General features: G+C 68.6%; 27 protein-coding genes and 1 pseudogene. 10 read left to right on the top strand and 18 right to left on the bottom strand.

Annotated elements, in window-relative coordinates; genetic code table 11:
* Positions 1-21: 21 nt before the first annotated feature.
* From D0T12_RS03190 to D0T12_RS03180, 3 genes are read right to left on the bottom strand one after another with little or no spacing between them, the layout of a single operon-like run.
* Positions 22-465: a phosphatase domain-containing protein gene (locus tag D0T12_RS03190; RefSeq protein ID WP_117397707.1), complete on the bottom strand. Its 444-nt coding sequence runs from the start codon at positions 463-465 to the stop codon at positions 22-24.
* A complete protein-coding gene (locus D0T12_RS03185; RefSeq protein WP_117397706.1) occupies positions 462-1,016 on the bottom strand; it encodes a CGNR zinc finger domain-containing protein in 555 nt (184 codons plus the stop codon). The genes D0T12_RS03190 and D0T12_RS03185 overlap by 4 nt, the downstream gene beginning before the upstream one ends.
* A gap of 38 nt (positions 1,017-1,054) precedes the next feature.
* On the bottom strand, positions 1,055-3,550 hold the full coding sequence (locus D0T12_RS03180) for an ATP-dependent Clp protease ATP-binding subunit (protein ID WP_117397705.1): 2,496 nt from the start codon (positions 3,548-3,550) through the stop codon (positions 1,055-1,057).
* A 171-nt stretch (positions 3,551-3,721) separates the two neighbouring features.
* Between D0T12_RS03180 and D0T12_RS03175 the strand changes: the two genes are divergently transcribed.
* Together D0T12_RS03175 and D0T12_RS03170 are read left to right on the top strand one after the other, a co-directional pair.
* Positions 3,722-4,060, top strand: a complete 339-nt coding sequence (locus D0T12_RS03175) for a hypothetical protein (RefSeq protein WP_117397704.1) — start codon at positions 3,722-3,724, stop codon at positions 4,058-4,060.
* Positions 4,061-4,212: 152 nt separating this feature from the next.
* Positions 4,213-4,509: a hypothetical protein gene (locus D0T12_RS03170; protein WP_117397703.1), complete on the top strand. Its 297-nt coding sequence runs from the start codon at positions 4,213-4,215 to the stop codon at positions 4,507-4,509.
* A gap of 22 nt (positions 4,510-4,531) precedes the next feature.
* On the opposite strand, the gene D0T12_RS03165 is transcribed toward D0T12_RS03170, so the two are convergent.
* The gene (locus D0T12_RS03165; protein WP_147339358.1) at positions 4,532-5,488 is read right to left on the bottom strand and encodes a hypothetical protein; all 957 of its coding nucleotides are present in this window, start codon (positions 5,486-5,488) and stop codon (positions 4,532-4,534) included.
* A 214-nt stretch (positions 5,489-5,702) separates the two neighbouring features.
* Between D0T12_RS03165 and D0T12_RS03160 the strand changes: the two genes are divergently transcribed.
* On the top strand, positions 5,703-6,653 hold the full coding sequence (locus D0T12_RS03160; protein ID WP_147339357.1) for a hypothetical protein: 951 nt from the start codon (positions 5,703-5,705) through the stop codon (positions 6,651-6,653).
* A 185-nt stretch (positions 6,654-6,838) separates the two neighbouring features.
* Here D0T12_RS03160 and D0T12_RS03155 read toward each other — a convergent pair whose 3' ends face one another.
* From D0T12_RS03155 to D0T12_RS03130, 6 genes are all read right to left on the bottom strand, one after another.
* On the bottom strand, positions 6,839-7,387 hold the full coding sequence (locus tag D0T12_RS03155; RefSeq protein WP_199487258.1) for a potassium channel family protein: 549 nt from the start codon (positions 7,385-7,387) through the stop codon (positions 6,839-6,841).
* Positions 7,388-7,413: 26 nt separating this feature from the next.
* Positions 7,414-8,790, bottom strand: a complete 1,377-nt coding sequence (gene gdhA, locus D0T12_RS03150) for an NADP-specific glutamate dehydrogenase (RefSeq protein WP_117397700.1) — start codon at positions 8,788-8,790, stop codon at positions 7,414-7,416.
* 142 nt (positions 8,791-8,932) lie between these two features.
* Positions 8,933-9,583, bottom strand: a complete 651-nt coding sequence (locus tag D0T12_RS03145; RefSeq protein WP_117397699.1) for a DUF4360 domain-containing protein — start codon at positions 9,581-9,583, stop codon at positions 8,933-8,935.
* Positions 9,584-9,596: 13 nt separating this feature from the next.
* On the bottom strand, positions 9,597-10,253 hold the full coding sequence (locus tag D0T12_RS03140) for a DUF4360 domain-containing protein (protein ID WP_117397698.1): 657 nt from the start codon (positions 10,251-10,253) through the stop codon (positions 9,597-9,599).
* A 287-nt stretch (positions 10,254-10,540) separates the two neighbouring features.
* Complete coding sequence (locus tag D0T12_RS03135; RefSeq protein WP_117397697.1) at positions 10,541-10,897, bottom strand: DUF488 domain-containing protein; 357 nt, start codon at positions 10,895-10,897, stop codon at positions 10,541-10,543.
* 119 nt (positions 10,898-11,016) lie between these two features.
* On the bottom strand, positions 11,017-11,253 hold the full coding sequence (locus D0T12_RS03130; RefSeq protein ID WP_147339356.1) for a hypothetical protein: 237 nt from the start codon (positions 11,251-11,253) through the stop codon (positions 11,017-11,019).
* A gap of 84 nt (positions 11,254-11,337) precedes the next feature.
* Here D0T12_RS03130 and D0T12_RS34715 point away from each other — a divergent pair, with 84 nt between their 5' ends.
* Positions 11,338-11,610 (top strand): hypothetical protein, encoded by a 273-nt coding sequence (locus D0T12_RS34715; protein WP_147339355.1) that lies wholly within the window; start codon positions 11,338-11,340, stop codon positions 11,608-11,610.
* Positions 11,611-11,655: 45 nt separating this feature from the next.
* On the opposite strand, the gene D0T12_RS03125 is transcribed toward D0T12_RS34715, so the two are convergent.
* Together D0T12_RS03125 and D0T12_RS03120 are read right to left on the bottom strand one after the other, a co-directional pair.
* Entirely contained in the window at positions 11,656-12,453 is a 798-nt protein-coding gene (locus D0T12_RS03125; RefSeq protein ID WP_117397695.1) for a hypothetical protein, read from the bottom strand.
* A gap of 9 nt (positions 12,454-12,462) precedes the next feature.
* Positions 12,463-12,699 (bottom strand): hypothetical protein, encoded by a 237-nt coding sequence (locus D0T12_RS03120; RefSeq protein ID WP_117397694.1) that lies wholly within the window; start codon positions 12,697-12,699, stop codon positions 12,463-12,465.
* A gap of 551 nt (positions 12,700-13,250) precedes the next feature.
* On the opposite strand from D0T12_RS03120, the gene def reads away from it, so the two are divergent.
* On the top strand, positions 13,251-13,796 hold the full coding sequence (def, locus tag D0T12_RS03115) for a peptide deformylase (protein ID WP_117397693.1): 546 nt from the start codon (positions 13,251-13,253) through the stop codon (positions 13,794-13,796).
* Positions 13,797-13,976: 180 nt separating this feature from the next.
* On the opposite strand, the gene D0T12_RS03110 is transcribed toward def, so the two are convergent.
* Positions 13,977-14,579, bottom strand: coding sequence for a DJ-1/PfpI family protein (locus tag D0T12_RS03110; RefSeq protein ID WP_117397692.1), 603 nt, complete (start codon positions 14,577-14,579; stop codon positions 13,977-13,979).
* Positions 14,576-15,535 (bottom strand): GlxA family transcriptional regulator, encoded by a 960-nt coding sequence (locus D0T12_RS03105; RefSeq protein WP_117397691.1) that lies wholly within the window; start codon positions 15,533-15,535, stop codon positions 14,576-14,578. Before D0T12_RS03105 ends, D0T12_RS03110 begins: the two co-directional genes overlap by 4 nt.
* A 317-nt stretch (positions 15,536-15,852) precedes the next feature.
* On the opposite strand from D0T12_RS03105, the gene D0T12_RS35220 reads away from it, so the two are divergent.
* The gene (locus D0T12_RS35220) at positions 15,853-16,005 is read left to right on the top strand and encodes a hypothetical protein (RefSeq protein WP_158581384.1); all 153 of its coding nucleotides are present in this window, start codon (positions 15,853-15,855) and stop codon (positions 16,003-16,005) included.
* Positions 16,006-16,031: 26 nt separating this feature from the next.
* Here the strand turns inward: D0T12_RS35220 and D0T12_RS03100 are convergent, their stop codons facing one another.
* From D0T12_RS03100 to D0T12_RS03090, 3 genes are all read right to left on the bottom strand, one after another.
* Entirely contained in the window at positions 16,032-16,466 is a 435-nt protein-coding gene (locus D0T12_RS03100) for an ATP-binding protein (RefSeq protein ID WP_158581383.1), read from the bottom strand.
* Between the two features lie 321 nt (positions 16,467-16,787).
* Positions 16,788-17,444, bottom strand: coding sequence for a response regulator (locus D0T12_RS03095; RefSeq protein ID WP_117397689.1), 657 nt, complete (start codon positions 17,442-17,444; stop codon positions 16,788-16,790).
* Positions 17,432-18,715, bottom strand: a complete 1,284-nt coding sequence (locus D0T12_RS03090) for a sensor histidine kinase (RefSeq protein WP_233525825.1) — start codon at positions 18,713-18,715, stop codon at positions 17,432-17,434. The genes D0T12_RS03095 and D0T12_RS03090 overlap by 13 nt, the downstream gene beginning before the upstream one ends.
* Positions 18,716-19,159: 444 nt before the next feature.
* Here D0T12_RS03090 and D0T12_RS03085 point away from each other — a divergent pair, with 444 nt between their 5' ends.
* Together D0T12_RS03085 and D0T12_RS03080 are read left to right on the top strand one after the other, a co-directional pair.
* On the top strand, positions 19,160-19,729 hold the full coding sequence (locus D0T12_RS03085) for a hypothetical protein (RefSeq protein WP_147339354.1): 570 nt from the start codon (positions 19,160-19,162) through the stop codon (positions 19,727-19,729).
* A gap of 110 nt (positions 19,730-19,839) precedes the next feature.
* Positions 19,840-20,427: a hypothetical protein gene (locus tag D0T12_RS03080; protein ID WP_117397687.1), complete on the top strand. Its 588-nt coding sequence runs from the start codon at positions 19,840-19,842 to the stop codon at positions 20,425-20,427.
* 241 nt (positions 20,428-20,668) lie between these two features.
* On the opposite strand, the pseudogene D0T12_RS36340 reads toward D0T12_RS03080, so the two are convergent.
* Positions 20,669-21,187 (bottom strand): annotated as a pseudogene (locus tag D0T12_RS36340) (transposase family protein); the annotation flags it as partial.
* A 553-nt stretch (positions 21,188-21,740) separates the two neighbouring features.
* On the opposite strand from D0T12_RS36340, the gene D0T12_RS03065 reads away from it, so the two are divergent.
* On the top strand, positions 21,741-22,850 hold the full coding sequence (locus D0T12_RS03065; protein WP_158581381.1) for an iron-containing redox enzyme family protein: 1,110 nt from the start codon (positions 21,741-21,743) through the stop codon (positions 22,848-22,850).
* Positions 22,847-23,170 carry a Rieske 2Fe-2S domain-containing protein gene (locus D0T12_RS35215; RefSeq protein WP_158581380.1) on the top strand — a complete coding sequence of 108 codons (324 nt, stop codon included), beginning with the start codon at positions 22,847-22,849 and terminating at the stop codon, positions 23,168-23,170. The genes D0T12_RS03065 and D0T12_RS35215 overlap by 4 nt, the downstream gene beginning before the upstream one ends.
* Position 23,171: the final 1 nt, after the last annotated feature.

Raw genomic sequence — 23,171 nt, 5'->3', positions numbered from 1 at the left:
TTGATGCGGTACAGGGCCGGCTTACCCGTTTGTTGGGAAGGTGGTGACCCAGCGGCGTTGCCACGGGGTTTCCACGGCTCGGCGATGGTGGTGGGTGCGTGTCCAGGCGACGGCCTCGGTCGGGGCCACGCCGGACAGGACGGCGAGGCACGCGATGACCGTGCCGGTGCGGCCGACTCCGCCGCCGCAGGCGACCTCGACCGCCGCGCCGGAGCGGGCGCGGTCGTACAGGTCGCGGATGTGGCGGACGGCGGCGTCCCGGTCGCGGGGCAGCATGAAGTCGGGCCAGTCGAGCCAGGCGGAATCCCAGTGCAGGGACGGCTCGTGGCGGCGGCGGAGACGTCCCGAGCCGAGGTAGAGCCCGAAGTCGGGCGGCGGGCCGTCCGGTAGCGGGTTTCGCAGGCCGCGGCCCCGGACCCAGGTTCCGTCCGGTAGCTGGAGCGCGCCGGTGAGGGGTGCGGTCATGGGGTCACCGCCCGGCGGCGGGCCCGGTGGTTGGCGACGTTGAGCCGGTTGCCGCACAGCTCGGGCATGCAGTAGCGGCGGCGTCCGGCGCGGCTGGCGTCGACGAACACGCCGCGGCAGCCGGGCGCGGCGCAGGCCCGGAACCGGTCGTGGCCGAGCGTTCTGACGACGCCGAAGAGCCCGACGGCGATGAACGCGGCCAGTTCGTCGGCGAGGGACGCGTCCGGCGCGGTCGGCACGCACCACATCCACCGGTCATCGGGGTCGCGGCGGAGCACGGGGGCGCGCCCGGCCCGGCCGATCAGCACGCCCGCACCGGCGACGGCCTGCTCCTCCGTCTCGGTCTCGATGATCCCGCGGACCTCCCGGCGCAGCAGTTGCACGGGAAAGACGTCCTCGTCCTGGGGACGCCGCAGGTCATGCCCGGCCAACAGCACGGCCAGCGCCTCCACGTCGGGCAGCGCCTCGGCGCCCCGGACCGTCGGGGACGTGCTCACCAGGTCGTTCGCCACCTCGATGCCCGCCGCGTAGTTCGCGATAGGAATGTCCACATAATCCTCCTGTAAGGCTTGAAGAAGGACTATAGCTCTTACTCCGTGGTGATGAGGTGGAAGTCGAGACCACCGTTCACGGCGGACACCTCGACCCGGCTGCCATGCCGTAGGTCACCGGCCAGCAGCAGGTCGGACAGCTGATCGTCCACCTCCCGCTGGATCGTGCGGCGCAGGGGCCGGGCCCCGAACTCCGGCTGGTAGCCCCGCCCGGCGATCCAGTCCACGGCCTCCGGGGTGAACGTGACGTCGACGTCCTGGGCGCGGAGGCGGCGGCGCGTCTCGTCCAGTAGCAGGTCCGTGATCTGGCGGAGCTGGCCGGCCTCCAGCCGGTGGAACACGATGATCTCGTCGATCCGGTTGAGGAACTCGGGCCGGAACGACTCGCGGAGCCGCCGCATGATCCGGTCGCTCAGCGCGGCGTCGGGGCCTTCGCCCGGCGTGCCGAACCCGACCTCCGTCCGGCCGGTGATCAGCTCGGAGCCCAGATTGCTCGTCATGATCACCACGGTGTTGCGGAAGTCGACGGTGCGGCCCTGCGCGTCGGTGAGGCGGCCGTCGTCCAGCAGTTGGAGCAGCACGTTGAAGACGTCCTGATGCGCTTTCTCGATCTCGTCCAGCAGGATCACCGAGTACGGCTGCCGGCGCACCGCGTCGGTGAGCTGGCCCGCCTCCTCGTATCCGACATATCCGGGCGGCGCGCCCATGAGGCGGCTCACGGTGTGCCGCTCCTGGAACTCGCTCATATCGAACCGGATCAGCCGGTCGCGGCTGCCGAACAGCGCCTCCGCCAGCGCCTTCGCCAGCTCCGTCTTCCCGACACCGGTCGGGCCGAGGAACAGGAACCCGCCGATCGGACGGTCCGGGTCGCCCATGCCCGCGCGGGACCGCCGGACGGCCCGCGCCACCGCCGCCACCGCGTCGTCCTGGCCGATCACCCGCTCGTGCAGATGCTCCTCAAGCCGGGTGAGACGTTCCCGTTCCGCCTGCGTGAGCTGGGTCACGGGCACGCCGGAGATCCGGGAGACCACCTCGGCGATGTCGTCGGTCGTCACCTCCGGAACGGTGATCACCCCGTTCGTCTCCCGCGTCGCCGCGAGATCCTCCTCCAACCTGACGACCTCGTCGCGCAGCTCGGACGCCTTCTCGTAGTCCTCGTCCGCGACGGCCTGGTCCTTCTCCCGGCGCCGCCGTTCGAGCCGTTGTTCCAGTTCGCGTCGGCCGCCGTCCCGCGTCCCGGCCCGCAACCTGACCCGGGCGCCCGCCTGGTCGATCAGATCGATGGCCTTGTCGGGCAGGAACCGATCGGTCAGGTACCGGCTCGACAGATCCACCGCCGCGAGCAACGCCTCGTCGGTGAACCGCACCTGGTGATGAGCCTCGTATCGATCCCGTAGGCCGCGCAGGATCTCGATGCTGTCATCGGGGCTCGGTTCCGGCACCAGGATCGGCTGGAACCGGCGCTCCAGCGCGGCGTCCTTCTCGATGTTGCGGCGGTACTCGTCGATGGTCGTCGCGCCGACCACATGCAGTTCGCCCCGTGACAGCGGCGGTTTCAGCATGTTGCCCGCCGACATCGCGCCCTCCGCGCCGCCCGCGCCCACGATGGTGTGGATCTCGTCGATGAACACGACCAGCTCGTCGCCGTGTTCGCGGATCTCGTCCACGACCTTCTTCAGCCGCTCCTCGAAGTCGCCCCGGTACCGCGTCCCGGCGACGATCCCGCTCAGGTCCAGTTGGACGATCCGTTTCCCGCGCAGGGTCTCCGGGACGTCGTCGTCGACGATTCGCTGGGCGAGCCCCTCGGCGATGGCGGTCTTCCCGACGCCGGGGTCACCGATCAGTACCGGGTTGTTCTTGGTGCGCCGCGACAGCACCTCCACGGTCTGCTCGATCTCGTTCTCGCGTCCGATGACCGGGTCGACGCGTCCCTCCCGCGCGAGGGCGGTCAGGTCGCGGCCGAACTCGTCCAAGGTCGGTGTCCCGGTGACCTGCCCACCGCCGGGTGGCTGTTGCCCTCCGCCCGCCGCCTGTTGCAGGGTGTCCGGCGTCACGTGCTCATGATCGAGAATTCGTCCGGCGCTCGACCCGCGATCCAGGGCCAACGCGAAAAGCAGGTGCTCAGGCCCGATATAGGACGACCCGAGCGCCCGCGAGACCTGATGCGAGTCCAGCAGCGCCCGTTTCGCGGACGGCGTCAACTCCGGCGGGACGTCCCGCGGCTCCCCCCGCCGCGCATGCTCCTCGATCTCATTCTTGATCTTGTCCGGGTCGGCCCCGGCCCGCGCCATCCACTGCCGAGTCCCCTGCTGCCGTGTCGCCGCCCACAGCAGATGATCGGTGTCCAGGTCGACACTGCCCCACTGCGCCGCCTGCGCCGCCGCGTCCCGCACCAACTCCCGCGCGGGCTCGCTCATCAGCCGGGCGAGACTGATCCGCTCCACCGGACGCCGCTGCGCCCGCGCCCCGAAGAACCTGGCCAGCATCTCTTCGAACGGGTCCATGCCACCGGATCCGTACCACCCCGAGGTCATCCCCCAAAACCTCCTACCCCGTCGAAGACACCGTTCACAGCAACGCAGAGTCACGTGCCCATGCGAAAGCCCAGAAAACCCACCCGCCCTCCGCGCTCATCCAACCTCCGTCCCCACACGAATCCCCCGGTGACAGCGCACCACCCACCGTTGCGTAATGGGGAGGAACCCATGAAGGACACCCACGAGACGCGGGCCACCAGACCCGGCCGCCGACGCGCGGCGCTGGCCTCGCTCGCCCTCGCCGCCACATCGGCGGCCCTGCTCGGCACGGCACCCAGCGCGTCGGCCGTCCCCACGGGCTGCACCGCCATCCAGATCGATTCCCGCAACGCGAAGAGCGTGTGCACCGGCGGCACCGGTGAACACCGCGTGTTCATGGCACAGCGCCACTTCGACCCGAACGTCGGCGTGGTCGAGTGCGTCAGCCCCTGGGTGCCCGCGTACAGCGTCGCCCACGTCCTGTGCGGCGTCCACCCGGTCGTCGGCGTAAGGGTCGAAACCCGCTGACGCAACCATCGCGGCCCTTGTTCAAGTTGAACAAGGGCCGCACACGTATCCGCCCACCCATCTTACAATAGGTAGCCTTTGAGTTACTCTAAGTAGAGAGTGGATGTCATGGGGCCTGCTCCACCACGAGCTCCCAGGAAACGGAGACGATCATGCGACGTACCACGACCGTCCTGGCCGCCCTGGCCACCGGCGCGGCACTGACCTTGACCAGCGCCACTCCGGCCCTGGCGGCCCGGGGGACCCTCACCCTCAGTGGCAACCGGTACACCAACCCCACCCAGGGCTGCTACAACGGGCAGTACCGGCCACTGACCGTCGAGAACCACACCGACGCCCCGGTGTTCGTCTTCGACGATCACAATTGCCACAGCGAACGCCTCGGCACCGTCCCACCCGGCCAGACCCGCCTCTTCGAGTTCGGCAACAGCGTCTTCCTCCCAAAGTGACACCGCGAGCACGAACCCGGTGCTAAGCGTCCCGGAGGCGGGTGATCTGCCAGCCGGAGCCGTCCGGGACGATCGTGACCCGCAACGCGAGCTTGCCGCGCTCGGACGTGAGAATCGTGGTCATGTCGCCCAGCAGCACGGTCTCGGTCATTCTGAGGTTGAGGAAGACCAGCAGTTCCGCCGAGTCGTCGTCCTGCCGGATGATCTCGACCGCCACCGCCTCCCCCTTGGCCGGTCGTTGGGGAGCGCCCGCCCGCCCCCATATGCGGTCGTAGTCGTCGGCCGCGGAATCGGTCAGTACGTCGCGGCCCTCACCCCGGGCGAGGGCGGTCATCATCTCCCGGGCATCCTTCCGCATCAGGTACTCCCGCGACGGCGGCCCGTCACCGCCTGTCGAGGACAACGTGATGATCGAACCGCCCAGCATGTCCAACAGGCCGGAGACGCGCCAGCCGTTCGGTGTGAGCATCATGTGCACCCTGTACCCCCGCAGCTTCTTCACCGGCGGCCGGCCGGGCTTGGTGGAGGTCAAGCGCACCACGGCCATGAGGTCGGCCGAGCCGTTGACGGCGTCGGGCCCGTGGCCTCCCGCGTGCGCGGAGATCGGCACCATCGTTGACACCCGCGCCGCCGAAAGCGTTTCTCGCTCCCGCAGGTATTGGGCACGCATTGCGGCCCGGTGCTTCCGAAGCAGTTCACGTTCGGTGGCGGTGGTGGCCTGCTCCCAGGCGTCCAGGTGCTGGTCGACGTGGGCGGGGTCCATGGTGTTGAGCGTGACGAGCTGCCGCGTCGCCGTGGCCGCGACCACGGGACGAGTGGACGCCGGCAGTTGCCAGGCAGATTCCGCCGGTGGGCTGGTCGTCCCGTCCGGACCGAACGCGCCCCAGGCGATGGTGCCGCACGTCACCAGCACGACCGCGACGGTGGACGCCTTCGACCATTCCCGCATGCTCTTCCAGCCCATGACGGCCCCGTTCATCGAGCGACACCGCGAAGATCACCCGCGGCGCCACCATGATCGCCTAGACGCCCCCGCGCCACGGCCGATCACCGAAACGCTGGATTTGCGACATGCCTCACAGACGCCAGTGATCCCGGCTAGGAGGTGCACGCGTTCACTGCTTGATCAGCACGGCTGCGGTGTCAGAGGCCCCCGTTATCGTGTGCCAGTGGGGTGCTGGACGGGGTATTTGTTGCGGGACACTGACGGATCGTGCCGATTCCGCCACGTCAAATGGGGCACCTGGCAGTTGCTCGACCAGGACGGCCAGGCGGAGGTCATCGCGGAGCTGCGCCGCGACGGCACGCCGCTCGATGAGGTCGAGCCCGGCTACTTCGATGGCTGGTACTGCCAGGGAGTCGCCATCGATTTGAAGAACCGCGTGTTCCGGGCCTACTCGTGTCCTGGGGACAATCATCACCGGGAAAGCCTCGACCTGCGGTTCCGGACGGCGCCGGCGTGGGCGGGGTGGGACGCCGGGTTCGCGTGGGGTGGACGCGAGGAACTGGCCGAAGTGATTCCTGAGGCGTCTTCCGTCATCGTCCCGTACCACGGGCTGGAGGCACCTCCGCTGGCGGAGCTGCCTTTCGGGGAGCGGGACCAGGGCTTCTCGACCTGGGACGCCGACCGGTTCGAGCTCGTGGTCCACCGCGATGTCGCCGATGCGGGCTGGTACGACTGGTACCAGGAGTGTGACCTCGTCACCGTGATCACCCCCGACCTCCACGTCCTCGATTACCGGTTCTTCACCGAGTTTCGGGAATGGACCGACACCCTCCTGCCCTGGCTCGTCCACGGACACTCGTATGTCGACGAGCTTCGCGGCCAGACCCCCTACCCATTTCCGGGGGAAGGGGAGCGCGTCCGGGCGGGGCTGGTCATCGATCTGGACCAGCGAGTGCTGCGGTACTGGCCCCATGGTTACGTCCCCTCCCGGCTCCTTGCAGCTGTCGGAGCCGCGTGGCCGGGCTGGGAACTGCGCCGGATGCGCTACGGCTTCGCCGAGCACCTGGCAGTGACCGGTCGCCGCGCCCCTGACGCGCTCGCGACGCCCCCCGAGGTCGCCGCAGAGTGGGAGGCCGCCCGTCGCGACCTCACCCCGGACCCACGCCCCCTACGGGCACCTCTTGTACTCGAGGCTTAAGACGCGTTTCACAGTGCCGTTGGTGCGCGCACTTGACGGCTCGCGTCACAGAGTGCCCTTTCAGGCCCGCTTTCTGTTGTCGGGTCGGGTCAGCCGGACGCCGGCGTGCGGCTACGGGGTCGCTCAGTTTTCGATTACGTTCAACAGTTCACCGGTGGTCTGAGCTGCCTCTGGGAAGGAAGTGGTCACTGGGACTTATCGCTCGGTGGGCTTCTGGGGTCCTCGTCAGAGGGGTGGCGGGTCACGCCGCGGCGCATGGCTTCCAGGAAGACCTTGACCACCAGGCCCAGGACGATCAGGTCGACGATCATTTGGATGGTGGTCAGGGCTCGGGCCGTCTGGGTGCGGGGGACGATGTCGCCGAAGCCGACCGTGGCGAAGACCGTCACGGTGAAGTACAGGGCGTCGACGTGGGTCAGGGGTTCGGAGAAGCCGGGTGGGGTGTCGTTGGCCAGGAGGCAGTAGGACGCCGCGAACAGGAGAAGGAACAGCGGGACGGACGTCGCCAGCGCCTCCACGGTGCGGAGTCTCGGAAACGGTGAATGGGTGATCGCGTGGGCCTGCCAGGCGACGAGGGCGCCCAGAGCGAGCAGGGCGACGACCATCACCACGGCCGTGCGTGGCGTGAACGGCCTGTTCAGCGGGGCCGTGAAGTACGCGGCCAGCATGAACGTCGTCGTGAGGGCCGTGCGGGTCGCGATGCGGCGCTTCTGTCGGGCGCGTGGACGGTCCACGCCACGATCATGCCCAGCCGGACGGGTTAGATGACGCCCTGGGCGAGCATGGCGTCGGCGACGCGTTCGAACCCGGCGATGTTGGCGCCCACCACGTAGTCGCCCGGGGCGCCGTAGCGTTCGGCCGTCTCGTAGCAGGTGTCGTGGATGGCGCGCATGATCCCGGCGAGTTCGTCCTCGACCTTGGCGAACGTCCAGGAGTCGCGGGACGCGTTCTGGCGCATCTCCAGGGCGCTGACCGCGACACCGCCCGCGTTGGCGGCCTTGCCGGGGCCGAACGCGACACCGGCCTGCTGGAAGATGTGGACGGCCTCGGGGGTGGTGGGCATGTTCGCGCCCTCCGAGACGGCCTTGACGCCGTTGCGGACCAGGATTGTCGCGGCGTCCGCGTCCAGCTCGTTCTGGGTCGCGGACGGCAACGCGATGTCGGCGGGAACGTCCCAGACGCTGCCACCCGGGACGAACCGGGCCGAGGCGCCGCGCAGGTCGGCGTAGTCGGAGACGCGGCCCCGGTCGACCTCCTTGACGTGCTTGAGGAGGTCGAGGTCGATGCCCTTCTCGTCGACGACATAGCCGCTGGAGTCGGACACGGTGAGCACGTTCGCGCCGAGCTGCTGCGCCTTCTCGACCGTGTAGATCGCGACGTTGCCGGAGCCGGACACGACGATCTGCTGCCCGTCGAGGTCCTCGCCGCGGCGGCGGAGCATCTCGGCCGTGAACAGGACGTTTCCGTAGCCGGTGGCCTCCGTCCGCCCGGCGGAGCCGCCCCACAGCAGGCCCTTGCCGGTGAGGACGCCCGCCTCCCAGCGGTTCGTGACGCGCCGGTACTGGCCGAACAGGTAGCCGATCTCGCGGGCGCCGACGCCGATGTCGCCGGCGGGGACGTCGGTGTGCTCGCCGACGTGCCGGTACAGCTCGGTCATGAACGACTGGCAGAACCGCATGACCTCCTCGTCGGAGCGTCCGTGCGGGTCGAAGTCACTGCCGCCCTTGCCGCCGCCGATGCCGAGCCCGGTCAGCGCGTTCTTGAAGATCTGTTCGAAGCCGAGGAACTTGACGATGCCGAGGTTGACGGTGGGATGAAAACGCAGGCCGCCCTTGTACGGGCCGAGCGCGCCGTTGAACTCGACGCGGAACCCGCGGTTGACGTGGACGTTGCCCTCGTCGTCCTGCCACGGCACCCGGAACATGATCTGGCGCTCGGGCTCGATGAGCCGTTCGACCAGCTTGGCGGACGCCAGTCCGGGCTTCGCCGCCAGCACGGGGCCGAGGGACTCCAGTACCTCGTGGACGGCCTGGTGGAACTCGGCCTCGCCCGGGTCACGCCGCAGCACCCGCTCGTAGGACTCCTCCAGGACGGCCAGGACCTCGGGCGGCGCCGACAAGCGGGGGGCCAACGGCATGGTGAAGATCCCTTCCTCGACGACCCTTCCACTTTAAGAGGTGTTCGACGTTGCCTTTGACAGGCACGCCCTGGTCAGGTGCGGGGAAGGGGACCGGGCCGCGTCCTCCCTGGGTGAGGACACGGCCCGGTGGGATGGGACGTCAGGCGGTGGGGCACTTCTTCCACGCCATGTGGTACGTGGTCTTGTAACTCCCGTCGGTGGAGTCGAAGGCCATGAAGCTCGTACCGCGGGAGCCGCCCTTGTAGACGCGCAGCTCGGTGTTGATGTTGAAGTTACGGTCCTCGCCGCACGGCTTGAAGATCATCTCGGCCACTTCCGTCCGGTCGGAGAACGACCAGTTGTCGGAGTACGGGCCTTCGAGCTCGTGGGTCTCGGCGGAGGTCGCGGACTCGCCCTGGTGGTAGTAGCTGGCGCGCTGCATGCCCCGCGCGCCGTCCGCCAGGTGCGCGAAGCCCCGGTAGTCGGCACCGGCGATCGCGTACGTGAAGCCCTGCGGGACGTGCACGCGCAGCGCGAGCTGGCAGTTCTTGCGGAAGTCGGTGGGCTTCGACGAGCCGCCGGCCTGGGCGAGGTAGTCGCTGTAGGTGACGGTGAACGCGGTGTTGTCACTCGCCGGGGCGACCGCGGTGGTGCCCTTGGCGCAACCCGAGCCGTTCACGGTGAGAACGTCAACGGTGATCTGCTCGTCCGGCGGGGGGTCGTTGACGTCGGCGGACGCGGTGGGAGCCGCGGAGAGCACCAGTGCGATGGCCGGGACGGCGGCCGCCGTAAAGGTCAGTCCTTTGCGCATTGTTCCTTCTCCTTTACCTACGGGGGCACTTCTGCCACTCGAAGTGATAGATGGTCTTGATGCTTCCGTCGGCGGAGTCCATCGACACGAAGCTGACCTTGTCTGGGTCCGAGGTCCCCCGAAGCACGCGCAACTCGGTGTTGATGTTGAAGTTGCGCTCTTCACCGCACGGCTTCCAGACGAGCTGCCCCACCTCTTCCTGGTGGGTGACCTGCCAGTTGTCGGCGTACTCACCCTGGATGACGTGGCTCTTGGCGGCGGTCTGGTGGCTACCCTGGAAGTAGTAGCTGGCCTTCTGGATGGCGGTGGCGCCCTCCTCCAGCCACGCGAACCCTCGGTAGTCGGTCGAGGCGATCGCGTAGGTGAAGCCCTGCGGGACGTGCACCTTCATGCTGATCTGGCAGTTCTTACGGAAATCGGTCGGTGCCGAGGAACCGCCGGCCTGGGCCGTGTAGTCGCTGTAGGTGACCGTGAAGGCCTCCTTGTCCTCCGACACGGCGACTGCGGCCGTACCCTTCGGGCATCCCGAGCCGTTCACGGTCGCGATTTCGATTGTCACGCCCTCGGGCCCGGGCACGAAGTACGAACCGTGGGCGGCCCCTGCCGGTGCCGCCGTCGCCGCGGCCAGCATCATTGCTGCCGCAGCGGAAAAAACGATCCCTTTACGCATGCGATTCCTCCTTGCTGGAGCCTGCGCAAAGAGAGAGTAAAGCGACCTTCTCAGAGAGGTCAATCATCAACTTTCAACACGCGAAAAGAGACAGCGTGACCGGCGATCCCCCGCCTTGATCAGCAAGAATGGAAAGGTCCAACGATCACACTATCCGTGGGACCGTTCCATCAAGTTGTACAATAGAATTAAAGTTGCCATTCAGATATCATCGAAAACACCCCGACACATGCGAGACGGAGGCCCGCTCCACGGCGGACCTCCGTTCTGAAGTGCGATGATGGCGGCTAGCCACCGTCCCGCAACCTGGAGGCCAGTACGGCCGCCTGGCTGTGCTCAATGTCCCGGGTGGCGGTGAGCAAGGTTATCGTTCCCGTTTTCGCGAGCTCCCGCAATCGCTCGAGCGCCGCCGCGCGTTCCGGCTCCTCCAGCTCGGCCTCGTACCGCCGGACGAACTCGTCGAACCTGTCGACACTGTGCCCGTACCACTTGCGCAGTTCGGTGGACGGCGCGACGTCCTTCTCCCACTCGTCCAGACGCGCCTTCTCCTTGGACAACCCACGCGGCCACACACGGTCCACCAGAATCCGCTTCCCGTCACCGGACGCGACCGGATCGTACACTCTGCGCAGTTTTACCTCCATGCCCCGTCCCTACCCGAAAACCACCAACACCGCCCTCCCAATACCCAGCCCAACCCCAGACGCCATCCCCCGGCACCACAGACGGCGCGGCTCGGCAGCGCTGGCGGGGCGGGGCGGTGTTAGGGGTGGGGTGGGGTGGAGGTTTGGTCGGCGAACTCGGTGGCGGCGGTTCGGCGGGCGAACTCGCCCGCTACTGCGCGGCCGAGGACGTCGTCGTCCGGGCGGTGTCTCTCCAGGTACTCCAGGGCCTCGGCTAGTTCCCCGGCGGTCAGCTGCCGCACCGGCTTCGTGGCCCAGCGCGGGAGCGGGCGGGTCGGACGTCCGGCGGCCCGCGCGGCTCGCGGTTCGATGTTCACGAGTTCCACCCTTTCCTTATCGATTTCCGAAACGTGCGGCGCGGCGGCCGGTGGCGTATTGGCCGCCTCGAATAGAATCGTCGCGTGCATTGGTGGAGCCAGCAGGCCTGTGACGCCGCGGCGGAGGCGCAGGCCGCCGATCCCTCGCCGGGAAATCTGATGGCGGCCGCCCAGGTGCAGGCGCTGATATCGATGGCGGAGGCGTTGCACCGCATCGCGTCCGCCCTGGAAGTGCGTGACGACCCCGAAAACGTCCCGCCGATGAGCGGTTTTCATCCTCGGCCGGCCCGTACAGGTTCCGTCTCCGTGAACAGGTCGGAGGCGAAGACCTCATCGCCCGACCGGTCGAAAAAGTGAAATACCGGTGCGCCCGGCCGGGGCGCACCGGTATTTCACGGCGTGTCAGGCATCGCTGAAGGACTTGCGTTCCGACCTGCCGTTCGTGCTCGCGGCCAGCCGGGACGTCTTCGCGATGGGCGGGCGCGCCGGGGCGGTCTCCATGGCGTACTCGGTGTCGGACACCGCCGCGGCCGGTTCGTCCGTCACGCTGGGGCGCGGCTCCTCGCGGGGACGGTCCCGCAGCCGCCGCGCCGCCTGCCGGAGGGCGCGCTCGCCGACCAGGCGGGTCAGCTCCAGGCCCCAGCAGTCGAGCTTGTCGGCGTCGGTGAGGTCGTCGCGGTGGCTGAGCTCCGCGGCGAGGCCGCCGAGGCGTTGCGCCTCCGCCAGGTCGAACTCGCGCATGAGGTGGCAGCACAGTTCGGCGAGGGCCGCGTGGTCGCGTTCGAACGACAGCCCCGACAGGTCGTTGCGCGAGAGCCTGCTGAGGGCGCGTTTGCGTTCCAGCTCCCCGTCGGCGACCCGCAGGATGCCGTTGAGGAGCGAGATGGGCCCGGCGCCGATCGCCCTGCCCTGGGCGGGGGCGAACGACATGCGCAGGACGGCCGCGGACCCGAGCCCGGCGGCGATGACCCGGACGACCATCAGGCTCTGCGGGGGCGTCGTTTCGGGCAGCCCGAACGTCCAGCCGGAGGCGGTCACCGCGATCAGCGCGACGATCGACGCGCTGGCGTTGACGAAGACGAACAGCAGCCCGCCCGGTGACAGGAACGCCGCGACGGGCTTGTCGCGGTAGCGCGCGACGAGTTCGGCGAGGCCGATCGCGCCGCCGATGAGGGCGGCGAGGAACATCTCGACGGTCATGACCTTCCTCTACGCGCTGCGGGCGGTCAGTCGGCCGAACGGGGACTCCTCGGTCCTGCCGCGCCGCGGCAGCAGCGGGGCGGGACGCTGCCGGGCCGCGAGTTCGGCGCGTTCGACCTCCAGGAAGACCAGGAGCCATTCCGTGGGGCCCGCGGCCTGTCCGGAGTGGGTGCGCAGCGCCTGTTCGCGGGCGCCGAGAAATGCCAGTAGCCATCCGGTGGGGCCGGACGTTCTGGGGGTTCGCATTCGTGAATCCATGGTGGAGACCATTCCGCAGCCGCTCCCGAAAGTCGACTTCCGCCGGGTCAAGTTTTCCGGACCGACCCGGCCCATCGGATCATTTCCGATGCGCTCGACCTTACGGGCGGACGCCGGTCGAGTATGCCGATCTTCCTTTTATTGAAGGTGAATCAGGGGCCTTTTTACGGACGCGGAAAAAGGGCACGACACGGACGGAGGGGTCACTTCTGAGAAGTGACCCCTCTCCCCCCGTTCCGCGGGTCGGTTCGGCCGCGCACACAGGACCGGCCGCTCCCCCCGAAGCGGCTTCGCGCCGACCGCCCAGCGGATGCGAAGAACGTAGCGAGCCGCGACCGTCGCCATCGAGGATTCGGCCCCGCGCATCGACGAGCGGGCGACGGTCTGCGACGAACGGACACTCTCCGCGGTCGTTCGATGACAGAGAGCGTTGTCCAACGTATGGACTGCGGCGTCCAAGATGTGGCCCTTACCCTGGGTAGCCTGGATCGGCGAGGCATGTGGAGAACATGCGGGCGGGACGGCGAGGAGCGCGGGCGATGGCGGGACGGGCACGAGCGATCACGCTGGTGGGGACACCGGTGCTGCACCGGGCCTGTCAGCCCGTCGAGGAGTTCGGTCCGGCGTTGGCGGAGCTGGTCGACGACATGTTCGCCAGCATGTACGAGGCGGAGGGCGTCGGCCTGGCCGCCAACCAGATCGGCGTGGACCTGCGCGTCTTCGTCTACGACTGCCCCGACGAGGACGGCGAACGGCACAAGGGAGCCGTCGTCAACCCCGTCCTGGAGCTGCCGGAGCTGGAGGAGCGCCGTCTGGACGACAGCGAAGAGGGCTGCCTGTCCGTGCCCGGCCCGCACACGAGCGTCCCGCGTCCGGACCGTGCGACGGTCCACGGCTTCGACGTCACCGGCGCCGCGATCACGGTCAACGGGACGGGTGTCCTCGCCCGCTGCCTCCAGCACGAGACCGACCACCTCGAAGGCCGCCTCTACATCGACCGGCTGTCGACCCGCGCCCGCAAGAAGGTCCTCAAGGAGTACGAGGCCCTCCGCGCCGAACGCGAAGCCGACGCCGCACCCCACTAGGCCACCCGCCCAGCCCTCTCGCGGCTTGGCGGCGGCGTGCTGGCACGCCGCCGCCAGGCCGAACCAAGCCCGGACACGGCGAGAGCGGACGCCGGGTCATTCCGGGTTCGGACCAGGTCCGTGCAGGGCGGCGGGCGAGGGGGTTCGCTCACGAGGTTGTTCGGGGGTGCGGGCGTTGGGTCAGGACGGGGTGTCGGCCAGGTAGGGCGGGGCCGGTTCGTACTGGATGTAGCGGCGGACGGTTCGGGCGTGCTCGCGGCCGTAGATGCGGCCGATCAACCAGAGCGCCATGTCGATACCCGCAGACACGCCCTGGCTGGTGACGATGTTGCCGTCCACGACGTAGCGCGCGTCCCGGACGACGGTCACGTCCCCGCGGGCTTCCAGGGTGTTCTCCCATGACCAGTGGGTGGCGACCCGTCGGCCCTTGGCCGGACCTGCGGCGTGGAGCAGAAACGCGCCCGTGCACACGCTCGTGACCCAGTCGGCCTGTTCGGCGACCTTCGCTATCCAACCGGTGACGGCCGGGTTGTTCGGCTGGATCTCACGTGCGCCGCGCCCACCTGGCAACAGGAGGACGTCCAGCTTGGGGTGGTCGTCCAGGACGTGGTCCGGCAGGACCCTCATCCCCTTGCTGCAACGGACGGGCCCGGACTGTTCGGCGATCAGAACCGCCTTGTCGTCCTGCCCGCGGATCATCGCCGAGGCCGTGAACACCTCCCATGGACCGGCGAAGTCCAGTTCCTCCGCCTCCTCGAAGATCAGCAGCCCATACGTGGTCATGGTTTGTCCCTCCCCTGAACGAAGCCGGTTCCTCTGAACCGGTCCCTGTAGTCGGACGGCGCGACCCCCACATGCCGGTGGAAGGCCCTGCGCAGGGTCTCGCCGGTCCCGAAACCGAGGCGCCGCGCCAGCGTCTCGACGGGTTCGTCGCCCTCGGCCAGTGCCCGTCGCGCCGCCTCGATCCGCACCCGCTCGACGTACGCGGCCGGTGGGACGCCCAGTTCCGCCGTGAATCTGCGCTGGAGGTGCCGGGCGCTGAGCCCTGACCGTCCCGCCAGATCGGCGATGCTGTGCCGGGCGCCCGGATCGGCCTGGACGGACGACACCGCCGCGCGGATGGGGTCGGAGGCGGGCTGCGCCGACCACAGCGGGACGCTGAACTGCGACTGGCTCCCCGGCCGCCGCAGGAACATCACCAGTTCCCGCGCCACCGCGTGCGCCACGTCCCGGCCGTGGTCGTCCTCGACGAGGGCCAGTGCCAGGTCCATTCCGGCCGTGACCCCGGCGGACGTCCAGAACTTCCCGTCCCGGACGAAGATCGGGTCGCAGTCGACGTCGAGGCGCGGATACTCCCGGCGCATTTGTTCCTCGCGCCCCCAGTGCGTCGTGACGCGGCGTCCGTCCAGGAGCCCGGCCTCGGCGAGCAGGAGCGCCCCGCTGCACACGGACGCGACCCGCCGCGCGGCCCCGGCCGTCTCCGTGACCCACCTGACCAGCGCCGGGTCCTTCATCGCCCGGTCGACCCCGACCCCGCCCGCGACGATCAGCGTGTCGATTCCGTCGAGCTCGCCGATGCCGTACCCGGCGTGGACGGGCAGCCCGCCGGACGCCGCGACCGGGCCCGCCTCGGGCCCGACGACCAGGCATTCGTACCGCCCGGCGTTGCGGAACACCTCAAGCGGACCGGCCAGGTCCAGCACCTGGAACCCGTCATAGATCACGAAGGCGACGCGCATGCCTCCAGGTTGTCCGCGCGCCCGACATGGCGTCAAGGACGGGCACCCCACACATCACGCCATGACCCAGATCACCTTGTTCCGACGAAATTCATGGTTGACATTGCGGACAGATCTATGGCTAACTCTTACCCATGGAGCTTTGATTCTCTTTCTCGGTTGAGCCGCCCCGCCGTCGTAGCGGGCCCGCTCCCGTCCCCTCGGCGCCACCGCCAGATCTCATCCATCCTGGCTGTGACCTGCGTCGCCTTCATGATCTCTTCAATTCATCGGCCTTTTCATGGCCGAATTCGAGCATGCTCGGAGGTCTATTTCTTATGCGTGAATTCAGCCATCCCGAATCCGATCCCTTCGCCAAGTCGCGGAAGAAGGGCAAGCGGAAGAACCACGACTTCAGGTCCGCGAACCTCATGAACAACCGGCGCAACGCCCGGCAACTGCCCGCGCGGCAGCTCAACCGGGGTCGCTGAACGGGTCCCGGCCCCGGTCCTCCCTGTCAGGGACCGGGGCCGGAGCCGTCCCCCGGGAACTCCGCCCACACCACCGTCCGGGCGCCGTCCCTGCGGAACCCCCAGCTCGACGCCAGGGCCGCCACGATCCGCATCCCGCGACCCGTCTCCGCGCCGACCTCGTCCCTGACGTGCGGTCGCCCGTCCGCGCCGCCGCCGTCCTCGACCTCAAGCCGGTACATCCCGCCGCCGGCCGTGAGGACGACCGTCACCCGTCCTCCCTCGCGACCCGACGCCGTGTGCGTGATCGCGTTCGCGACCAGCTCACTCACCGCCATGATCATGTCGTCCAGGCCGGGGGCGTCGGGTGCCCTGGCCCGCACGAAGCTTCGAGCGAACCCGACGGAGCGTCGCACCCCCGGCAAGGTGATCTCGCCGACCAGCACGCGGTCGCCCGCGGCACCGCCCCCCGCACCCGCCACAGCGCCGCCTCCCCGTCGCCGGGCAGGGTCGTCCCGGAGTCCCGCCCGTCCCGCACCGGCTCGCAATGCTTCCACGGCGGCTCCCGTCGCCTCCGCCAAGTCGCCCGTCACCTGGCTGTACGGTCGGGAACCCCGCCCCCGTTCACGTCTACCGTGCCCTTCTCGCACATCGCACCGTCCGCCCATGCCATGAGGGCTCCCAAACGGGAGCCCTCTCGGGTGGGGTGGTCAGGGCCGTGCGGGGTCGGGCTCGTGGATGGCCGACGTGTTCTCGGTACAGAGGTAAGGCCACGGGGCCGTCCCCCCCGGGGGGCGTACGGGTCAGTCGCGGGTTTCCTGGAGGTAGCGGAGGACGGCGGCGACACGGCGGTCCGCGCGGTCGGCGGGGGCGAGGCCGAGCTTGGCGAAGATGTTACGGATGTGCTTGTGGACGGCTCCCTCGGTGACGTGCAGCCGCTCGGCGATGGCGACGTTGCCCAATCCCTCCGCCATCGCGGCGAGGACGTCCCGCTCCCGGGGGCTGAGCCGGGACAGGGTGTTGTCGGGTCGCCGGGTCCGGGTGAGGAGCTGGGTGACGACGTCCGGGTCGACGGCCGTGCCGCCGTCCGCGACCCGGTGCAGCGCGTCCAGAAACTGCGCGACCCGTCCGACCCTGTCCTTGAGGAGGTAGCCGAGCCCGGCGGCGCCGCCGGAGAGCAGCTCGGTGGCGAACGCGTGCTCCACGTAGGCGGACAGCACGAGCACCGCGAGCTCCGGACGGCGGCGCCTGGCCTCGACCGCCGCGGCGATGCCCTCGTCGGTGTGCGTCGGCGGCATCCGGACGTCCACGATCGCGACATCGGGCTCGTGGGCGTCGATGGCGGCGAGGAAGTCCTCCGGGTTGTCGGTCGTGGCCACCACGTCCAGGGACTCGGCGCGCAGCAGCAGCGCGAGCCCCTCACGCAGCAACGGGTCGTCCTCGGCGATCACAATCCGCATGGGAGTTCCACCAGAAGGGTCGTCGGGCCACCGGGCGGGCTGGTCAAGGAGAAGTGGCCGTCGTGCGCCTCGATCCGGCTGCGAATGCCCGCGATCCCGGTGCCGTGGTCCGCGCCGGCGCCGCCCTTCCCGTCGTCGTGGATGCGCAGGAACAGCCGGTCCTGGCGTTGGCGGAGGATGACGGTGGCGCGCCGGGCGTCGCTGTGCTTGGAGATGTTGGTGAGCGCCTCGGCGACCACGAAGTAGGCGGTGGCCTCGACCGAGACGGCGCACCGTCCGGGCACGTCGACGTCGAAGCGGCACGGCACGGCGCAGGTCGAGGCGAGCCCGGCGATCGCACCGGCCAGGCCGCGGTCGTCCAGAACAGGGGGCAGGATCCCGCGGACGACCGAGCGCAGCTCGGCCAGTGCCTGCTCGGAGGCGTCCTGGGCGCGTTCGAGCAGGGCTTCGGCGCCGGCGGGGTCGCGGGCCAGGGTGCGACGGGTCGCGCCGAGCATGACGTTGACGGCGACGAGCCTGCTCTGCGTGCCGTCGTGCAGCGACCGTTCGATGCGCCGCAGCTCGGTGGCGTGAGCGTCCAAGGCGGCGGCGCGGGCGGCGGAGAGTTGCGCGACCTGGAGCGACAGGTCGGCCTCGGGTGCGGCGTGCCGCAGCAGCAGCCTCCGGCCCGGCCAGGCTTGGAGGCGGGCCATGCCCGGTGCGACGGTCATGAGGGCGACCGTCCACATCAGGCCCACGGGGACGATGAGGAGGGCGTCGGTGAAGTCGTGCACGGGCCAGAACAGCGGTCCGCGGTCGTCGGCGTCCCCGGGGATCAACCACCAGTACAAGGGATAGGTGAGGTCGCGCAGGACGTAGAACGGCAGTGCCACGCCGAACAGGCCGATGGTGAGCCCGAGCGTGCCGTGGGCGGCGAGCCAGCCCAACTCCCGCCGGACGACGTCGTCCCTGGCGGCACTGCGCAGGCGGGCCGGTACCTGTTCGGGACAGCGGATCACGCCGGCCGCGATCTCCCCGCCCGGCTCCCCGTTCGCGCTCACGCGGGCGGGGCGCCTGCGGGTCGTGCGGTCGGGGACCCAGCGGGCGAGCCGGGAGCGCTCCTGGTTGGTGACAACTCGCAGCGCGCGAAGGGTCGGGCGTATCAGGAGGATGCCGACACCGGCGAGGCAGGACAGCGCGACGGCGACGAGCCAGAGTAAGGCGAACAGGGCGAGGATGGCCGTGGCGAGACCGCCGATGAGGTGTTCGAGCGCGTCCAGGGTGCGGCGCACGCGAGCCGTGATCCTTTGCCGACCGGTTCGCCCTGCGCGAGGCCGGCACGCATGGGCCAGATTCACACCCGCCGCCTCGTGTGGGCCGGTCCGGATTCCTGAGTCAGCATCCGCCCTCCAAGGCCGGAAACGAACAAATTACACTTAACCACCGTCTGACTGGCGGTCAACGAAGCCGGTTCGCTACACAGAGTGAAATAGCGGCCTGATCGCGTACGAAACGCACGGAGCCCGGGAGAGGCGTGGCCCAACCCGGCCACGGGCTCACCGCCGTCGACCAGCGGTGCGCCGCGATGGTAGAGCCTGCCGTACTCCTTTCCTCACGTAGGCGGGATTGTTCGGTCATTGTTCTTTTAAGAAGCTGGGAAGCGCACGAAACAAACAACCCCGCGTTCCATCCGCTCCCTTTTTTGTTCTCGGAGGTTGATCATGCGCTCCCTCTCCGTGTTCGCCGCCACATTGACCGTGGCCACCGCGGTCGGAACCGCCATCGTATCGCCCGCGAGCGCCGGCTCCTCCCCCACCGACGGAGCCGGGCAGGAAGCGACGGGCGGCGAGAACTGCGTCGTCCACCTGAACTCCAACAACAGCATGAAGTGCTTCGACACGTTCACCGAAGCCATTGCCGACGCCACCGCCGGCAGGATCACCAACGCCCCCCGCGACGCCCGGTCCGCGATGGCCGACAGCGGCCTGGACCGCCGTCTCAACGGCCTCGGCACCTCGGGTCCCGGCATCGTCCTCGCCATCGAGTACGCGGACGGCAACTACGCCGGAAGGCACAACATCTACACGGGTTCCGCCGGTTGCGACAATGACGACGACGTCGAATGGAGTGTGGAAGCCCTCGGAAGCTTCAACGACACGATCACCTCATTCCGCAATTACGCGGAATGCCAGGCCAATCACTACGAGCACAACGACTTCGAGGGGGCCAGCACGGGCTGGCTCAACGACACCCCGAACATCGGCGAGGCCATGAACGACCAGACGTCCTCGATTCAGTGGCGGTAGGCGGCTGATGTGATCGGGCCGGGCCGCGCGGCATCAGGCGATGGTGGATCGCCGATGCAGCGAATGCGGCGGCCCGGCTCGGTTTCCCTTTCTCTTTCGGAGGTTGATCGATGCGTTCCTTCACTCTGCTCACCGCGACGCTCTCCGCGGCGACGGCACTCGGCCTCGCCGCCCCACCCACCGCCACCGCCACCACCGACGGACAGACCCCGGCGAACGACCGGCACTGTGTCCTCCACCTGACCTCCGGTGGCACCGTGAGCTGCTACCGCACCTTCACCGAGGCCATCGCCGACGCCACCGACGGACAGATCACCGACGCTCCGCGGAACGTCGCCGCGGCGGTGGCCGACACCGAATTCGACCGCCGCCTCAACGCTCTCGGCCAGAGCAAGCACCGAGCGGCCGACCTCGACGCCGTGATCAGCATCGAGTACGAGGACGCGGACTACGGCGGGCGGTCCAACGTCATCGAGGCCGACGGCGTCTGCGACGACAACGACGACATCGAGTACTCGGCGCCCACCCTCCCCGAGGAGTGGAACGACACGATCACGTCGTTCAAGACCTATGTGCAATGCCAGGTCAACCACTACCAGCACCCCGACTACGAGGGCACCCGCACCGGCTGGCTCGAGGACACCCCCAACATCGGCTCGATCATGAACGACAGGACGTCCTCCATTCAGTGGAGGTGAGCGACCGTCCGTCCTGACGCGGCCGGTGCCGGACTGGGGGGGAGGAATAGGGGGCCCGCCCGGCGGTCCGGACCGGCCGCGGCCGGTGGCCGCCCTCGGGTCGTCGCGGCGGGACGCGACGCATGAGCCGGGCGTTGGACGCCCCCGAGAGCACCGATCACCTACGCTGAGCTGTGAAGCATGAGGGGTTCGAGCCGTCCAGGGTGCCGCGCGCGCGAGCCGTGATCCTTTTTCGACCGGTTCACCCTGCGCGAGGCCGGCACGCATGGGCCAGATTCACACCCGCCGCCTCGCGCGGGCCGGCCCGGTGCGGGCAGCAACGTAGCTTGGTCAGGATCTTCCAGCTCTTCGGCTGCGCGTTCGCTCGTTCGCCCGGTCCGCGGAGTTGGCGTGGGAGCGGTTGGCGTCCTTGAGCGGCTCGGGCTTGTCCTTGCCCTTGCAGGGTGTCTTGACGTGCGGGTCGGCGCTGACGTATCCCTTGTCGGCCAGCACCAGGAACCCGGCGGCGGCCGGTGCGCGGACCAGGCCCCAGATCCTGGCGGCCTTCAGGTCATGGACCGAGCCGGGCAGCGGGCCCGACACCCACACGATGGTCCCGTCCGGTGAGGCGATCCAGGTTCATGCCGTGTTTCTTGTGCTTTCCGGAGTAGAGGGGCCGGTCGGCCTTCAACCGGTCGATCGGGATGAGCGTGCCGTCCAGAACCAGGTAGAGCAGGCCGTCTTCGCGGGCTTTGGCCAGCGCCCGGTTGAGTTTGGGTGACAAACCATTGGGTCGCCTCGGCCGCCCAAGCCTGACCGGAGAATCCTCGCCCACGCGATGCGAATCACCTCGCCATCCTGGCGTTGCAGCCAGACCCCTGGCCGGAAGCGGCCAGATCTCAATGAATCCAGCGACCGACGAGTGGCGAATCCACATCTGCTGATCAAGGGTCTGCGCGAACGGATTAAAGCGGTATTGGCATTCTGGATCGCACCAACGCGTCCAGAGACAGCCGCTTGACATCGGATCGTTCGTCTGGCCAAGGTCCCTGTTGATTCGAAAGTACTCCACGCACAACTCATTGCCGCTACCAGCGAACGGGGGAAGTAAAATGCCGACGACTGACGTCATAAGCTTATCAACGCGACCCGAAGACGCAGTTCAACGATTGGTGCGCGCACACAGTTACCGATCTACCACCGCTCCCTACATATCAGACACTCCCTATCATCGGCCGCTGAGCGCCGAGCGGCTCTCCCAGGTCGCCTGGGAACGGCCGCTCACAGAAAGTGACTACATCTCAGCTTCGAGTCTGGTCGCCAACAGGCTCCTCATGAACATCTACGAAAGTGACGCCCTCTTCCTGCCCACCTCCGGTCTGGCTGGCCAGGAGAAGGCGTTCACCTCGTTCTACAGTTCCCAGGACAGGCTCAACTGCGAGCTGGCCCGGCCGCTCGTCGAGTCCTATGTGTTCACGGGGCTGGACGACGAGATCAAGCTCAACGGGCGTTGGGACTGCGACGCGCTCGAGGCGCACGTGCACGCGGCGATCGAGGAGGCGGTGAGCGGCGACCGGCCGGTGCTGCGCGCCATCGAAGAAGCCTCCGACCCGCGACGCGCGGCGGAGATGATGATCGCGCAAATGGCGCTGGACGGACTGACCGAGGCAACTGCCATGTCGCAGAACCTCGGGGGCGCCTACGGACCCGAGCAGAGCGAGCTCTTCAAGATCTTCGTGGACGAGTTCGGCTACGGGGTCTTCACGGCCAAGCACAGCACGCTGTTCGCCGAACTGTGCCGCAGCATCGGGATGAGCGACGAACCACACCACTACTGGTTCTTCTACCTGCCCACCTGGATGGCCGGGAACAACTACTTCTACAAGGTGACCCGGAACCGCACGGGGTTCTTCCGTTACATCGGCGGAATGGCGTTTCTGGAGGCCACCTTCGCGCCGATGTTCACCGCCATGGCCAAAACGTTCCGCGCGGTGTACGGCGACCAGGCCGATCTCAGGTACTGCGACGAGCACGCGCATATCGACCAGCACCACGGCCGGATGTCGATCAACGACCTGCTCCTTCCGCTCGCCCGTAAACACGGCGAGCACGCCGTCCGCGAACTCGTCCGGGGAATCGAGGAGGTGCGCCTACTCGGTCGACTGGCCGACGCGGAGCTGCTGGCACAGATCCGCTGGCAGCCCGAGTCCGTCACCGGCCACGCCACCGAGGGCGAGGAACAGGAGCTGACAGTGCACACGCCTTTCGAGACGGTGGTGGCCGACCGGGACACCACGGTCCACGTGCGGCGCGGAAACGTCGATCTGCACTGGTCGGCCACCGGCGACCCGCTTCCGCTGAGCGCCGACCATTCGGTGCGCATCCCACGCGGCCGTCTCTATGGTCTACGAGCCCGCGACTCGTCTTCCATCACCGTCCAGTGACCGGTCGTATCCGGGTCGAGCTTGAATGGCCCCGACACAACTCGGTGCACATCGGTGACCAGACATATTTCTGTCTGGAACGAGAGGGAAGGGTCCATCTGATTGACAGCATCTGTCCTCATCGGGGTGGGCCTCTTCATCTTGGCACCGTGGAATCGGGACGGTTGCGATGCCCATGGCACGGCAACACCTTCCGCGTCGATCGGCTGTGCGCCCGCTCCGTTCCGTCCATACAGCGCGGCGACCAGATCATCGCCTATCCGTCCGTCGAACCCGGAAGCTCCGCAAGTCCGTCCCACCGAATCGTTCTCGCGAAATAGG

The organism is Actinomadura spongiicola, assembly GCF_003432485.1.
In the GTDB taxonomy this organism is placed as follows: Bacteria; Actinomycetota; Actinomycetes; order Streptosporangiales; family Streptosporangiaceae; genus Spirillospora; species Spirillospora spongiicola.
The sequence above is the reverse complement of the archived record's forward strand: the minus strand, read 5'-3'. Positions and strand labels throughout refer to the sequence as shown.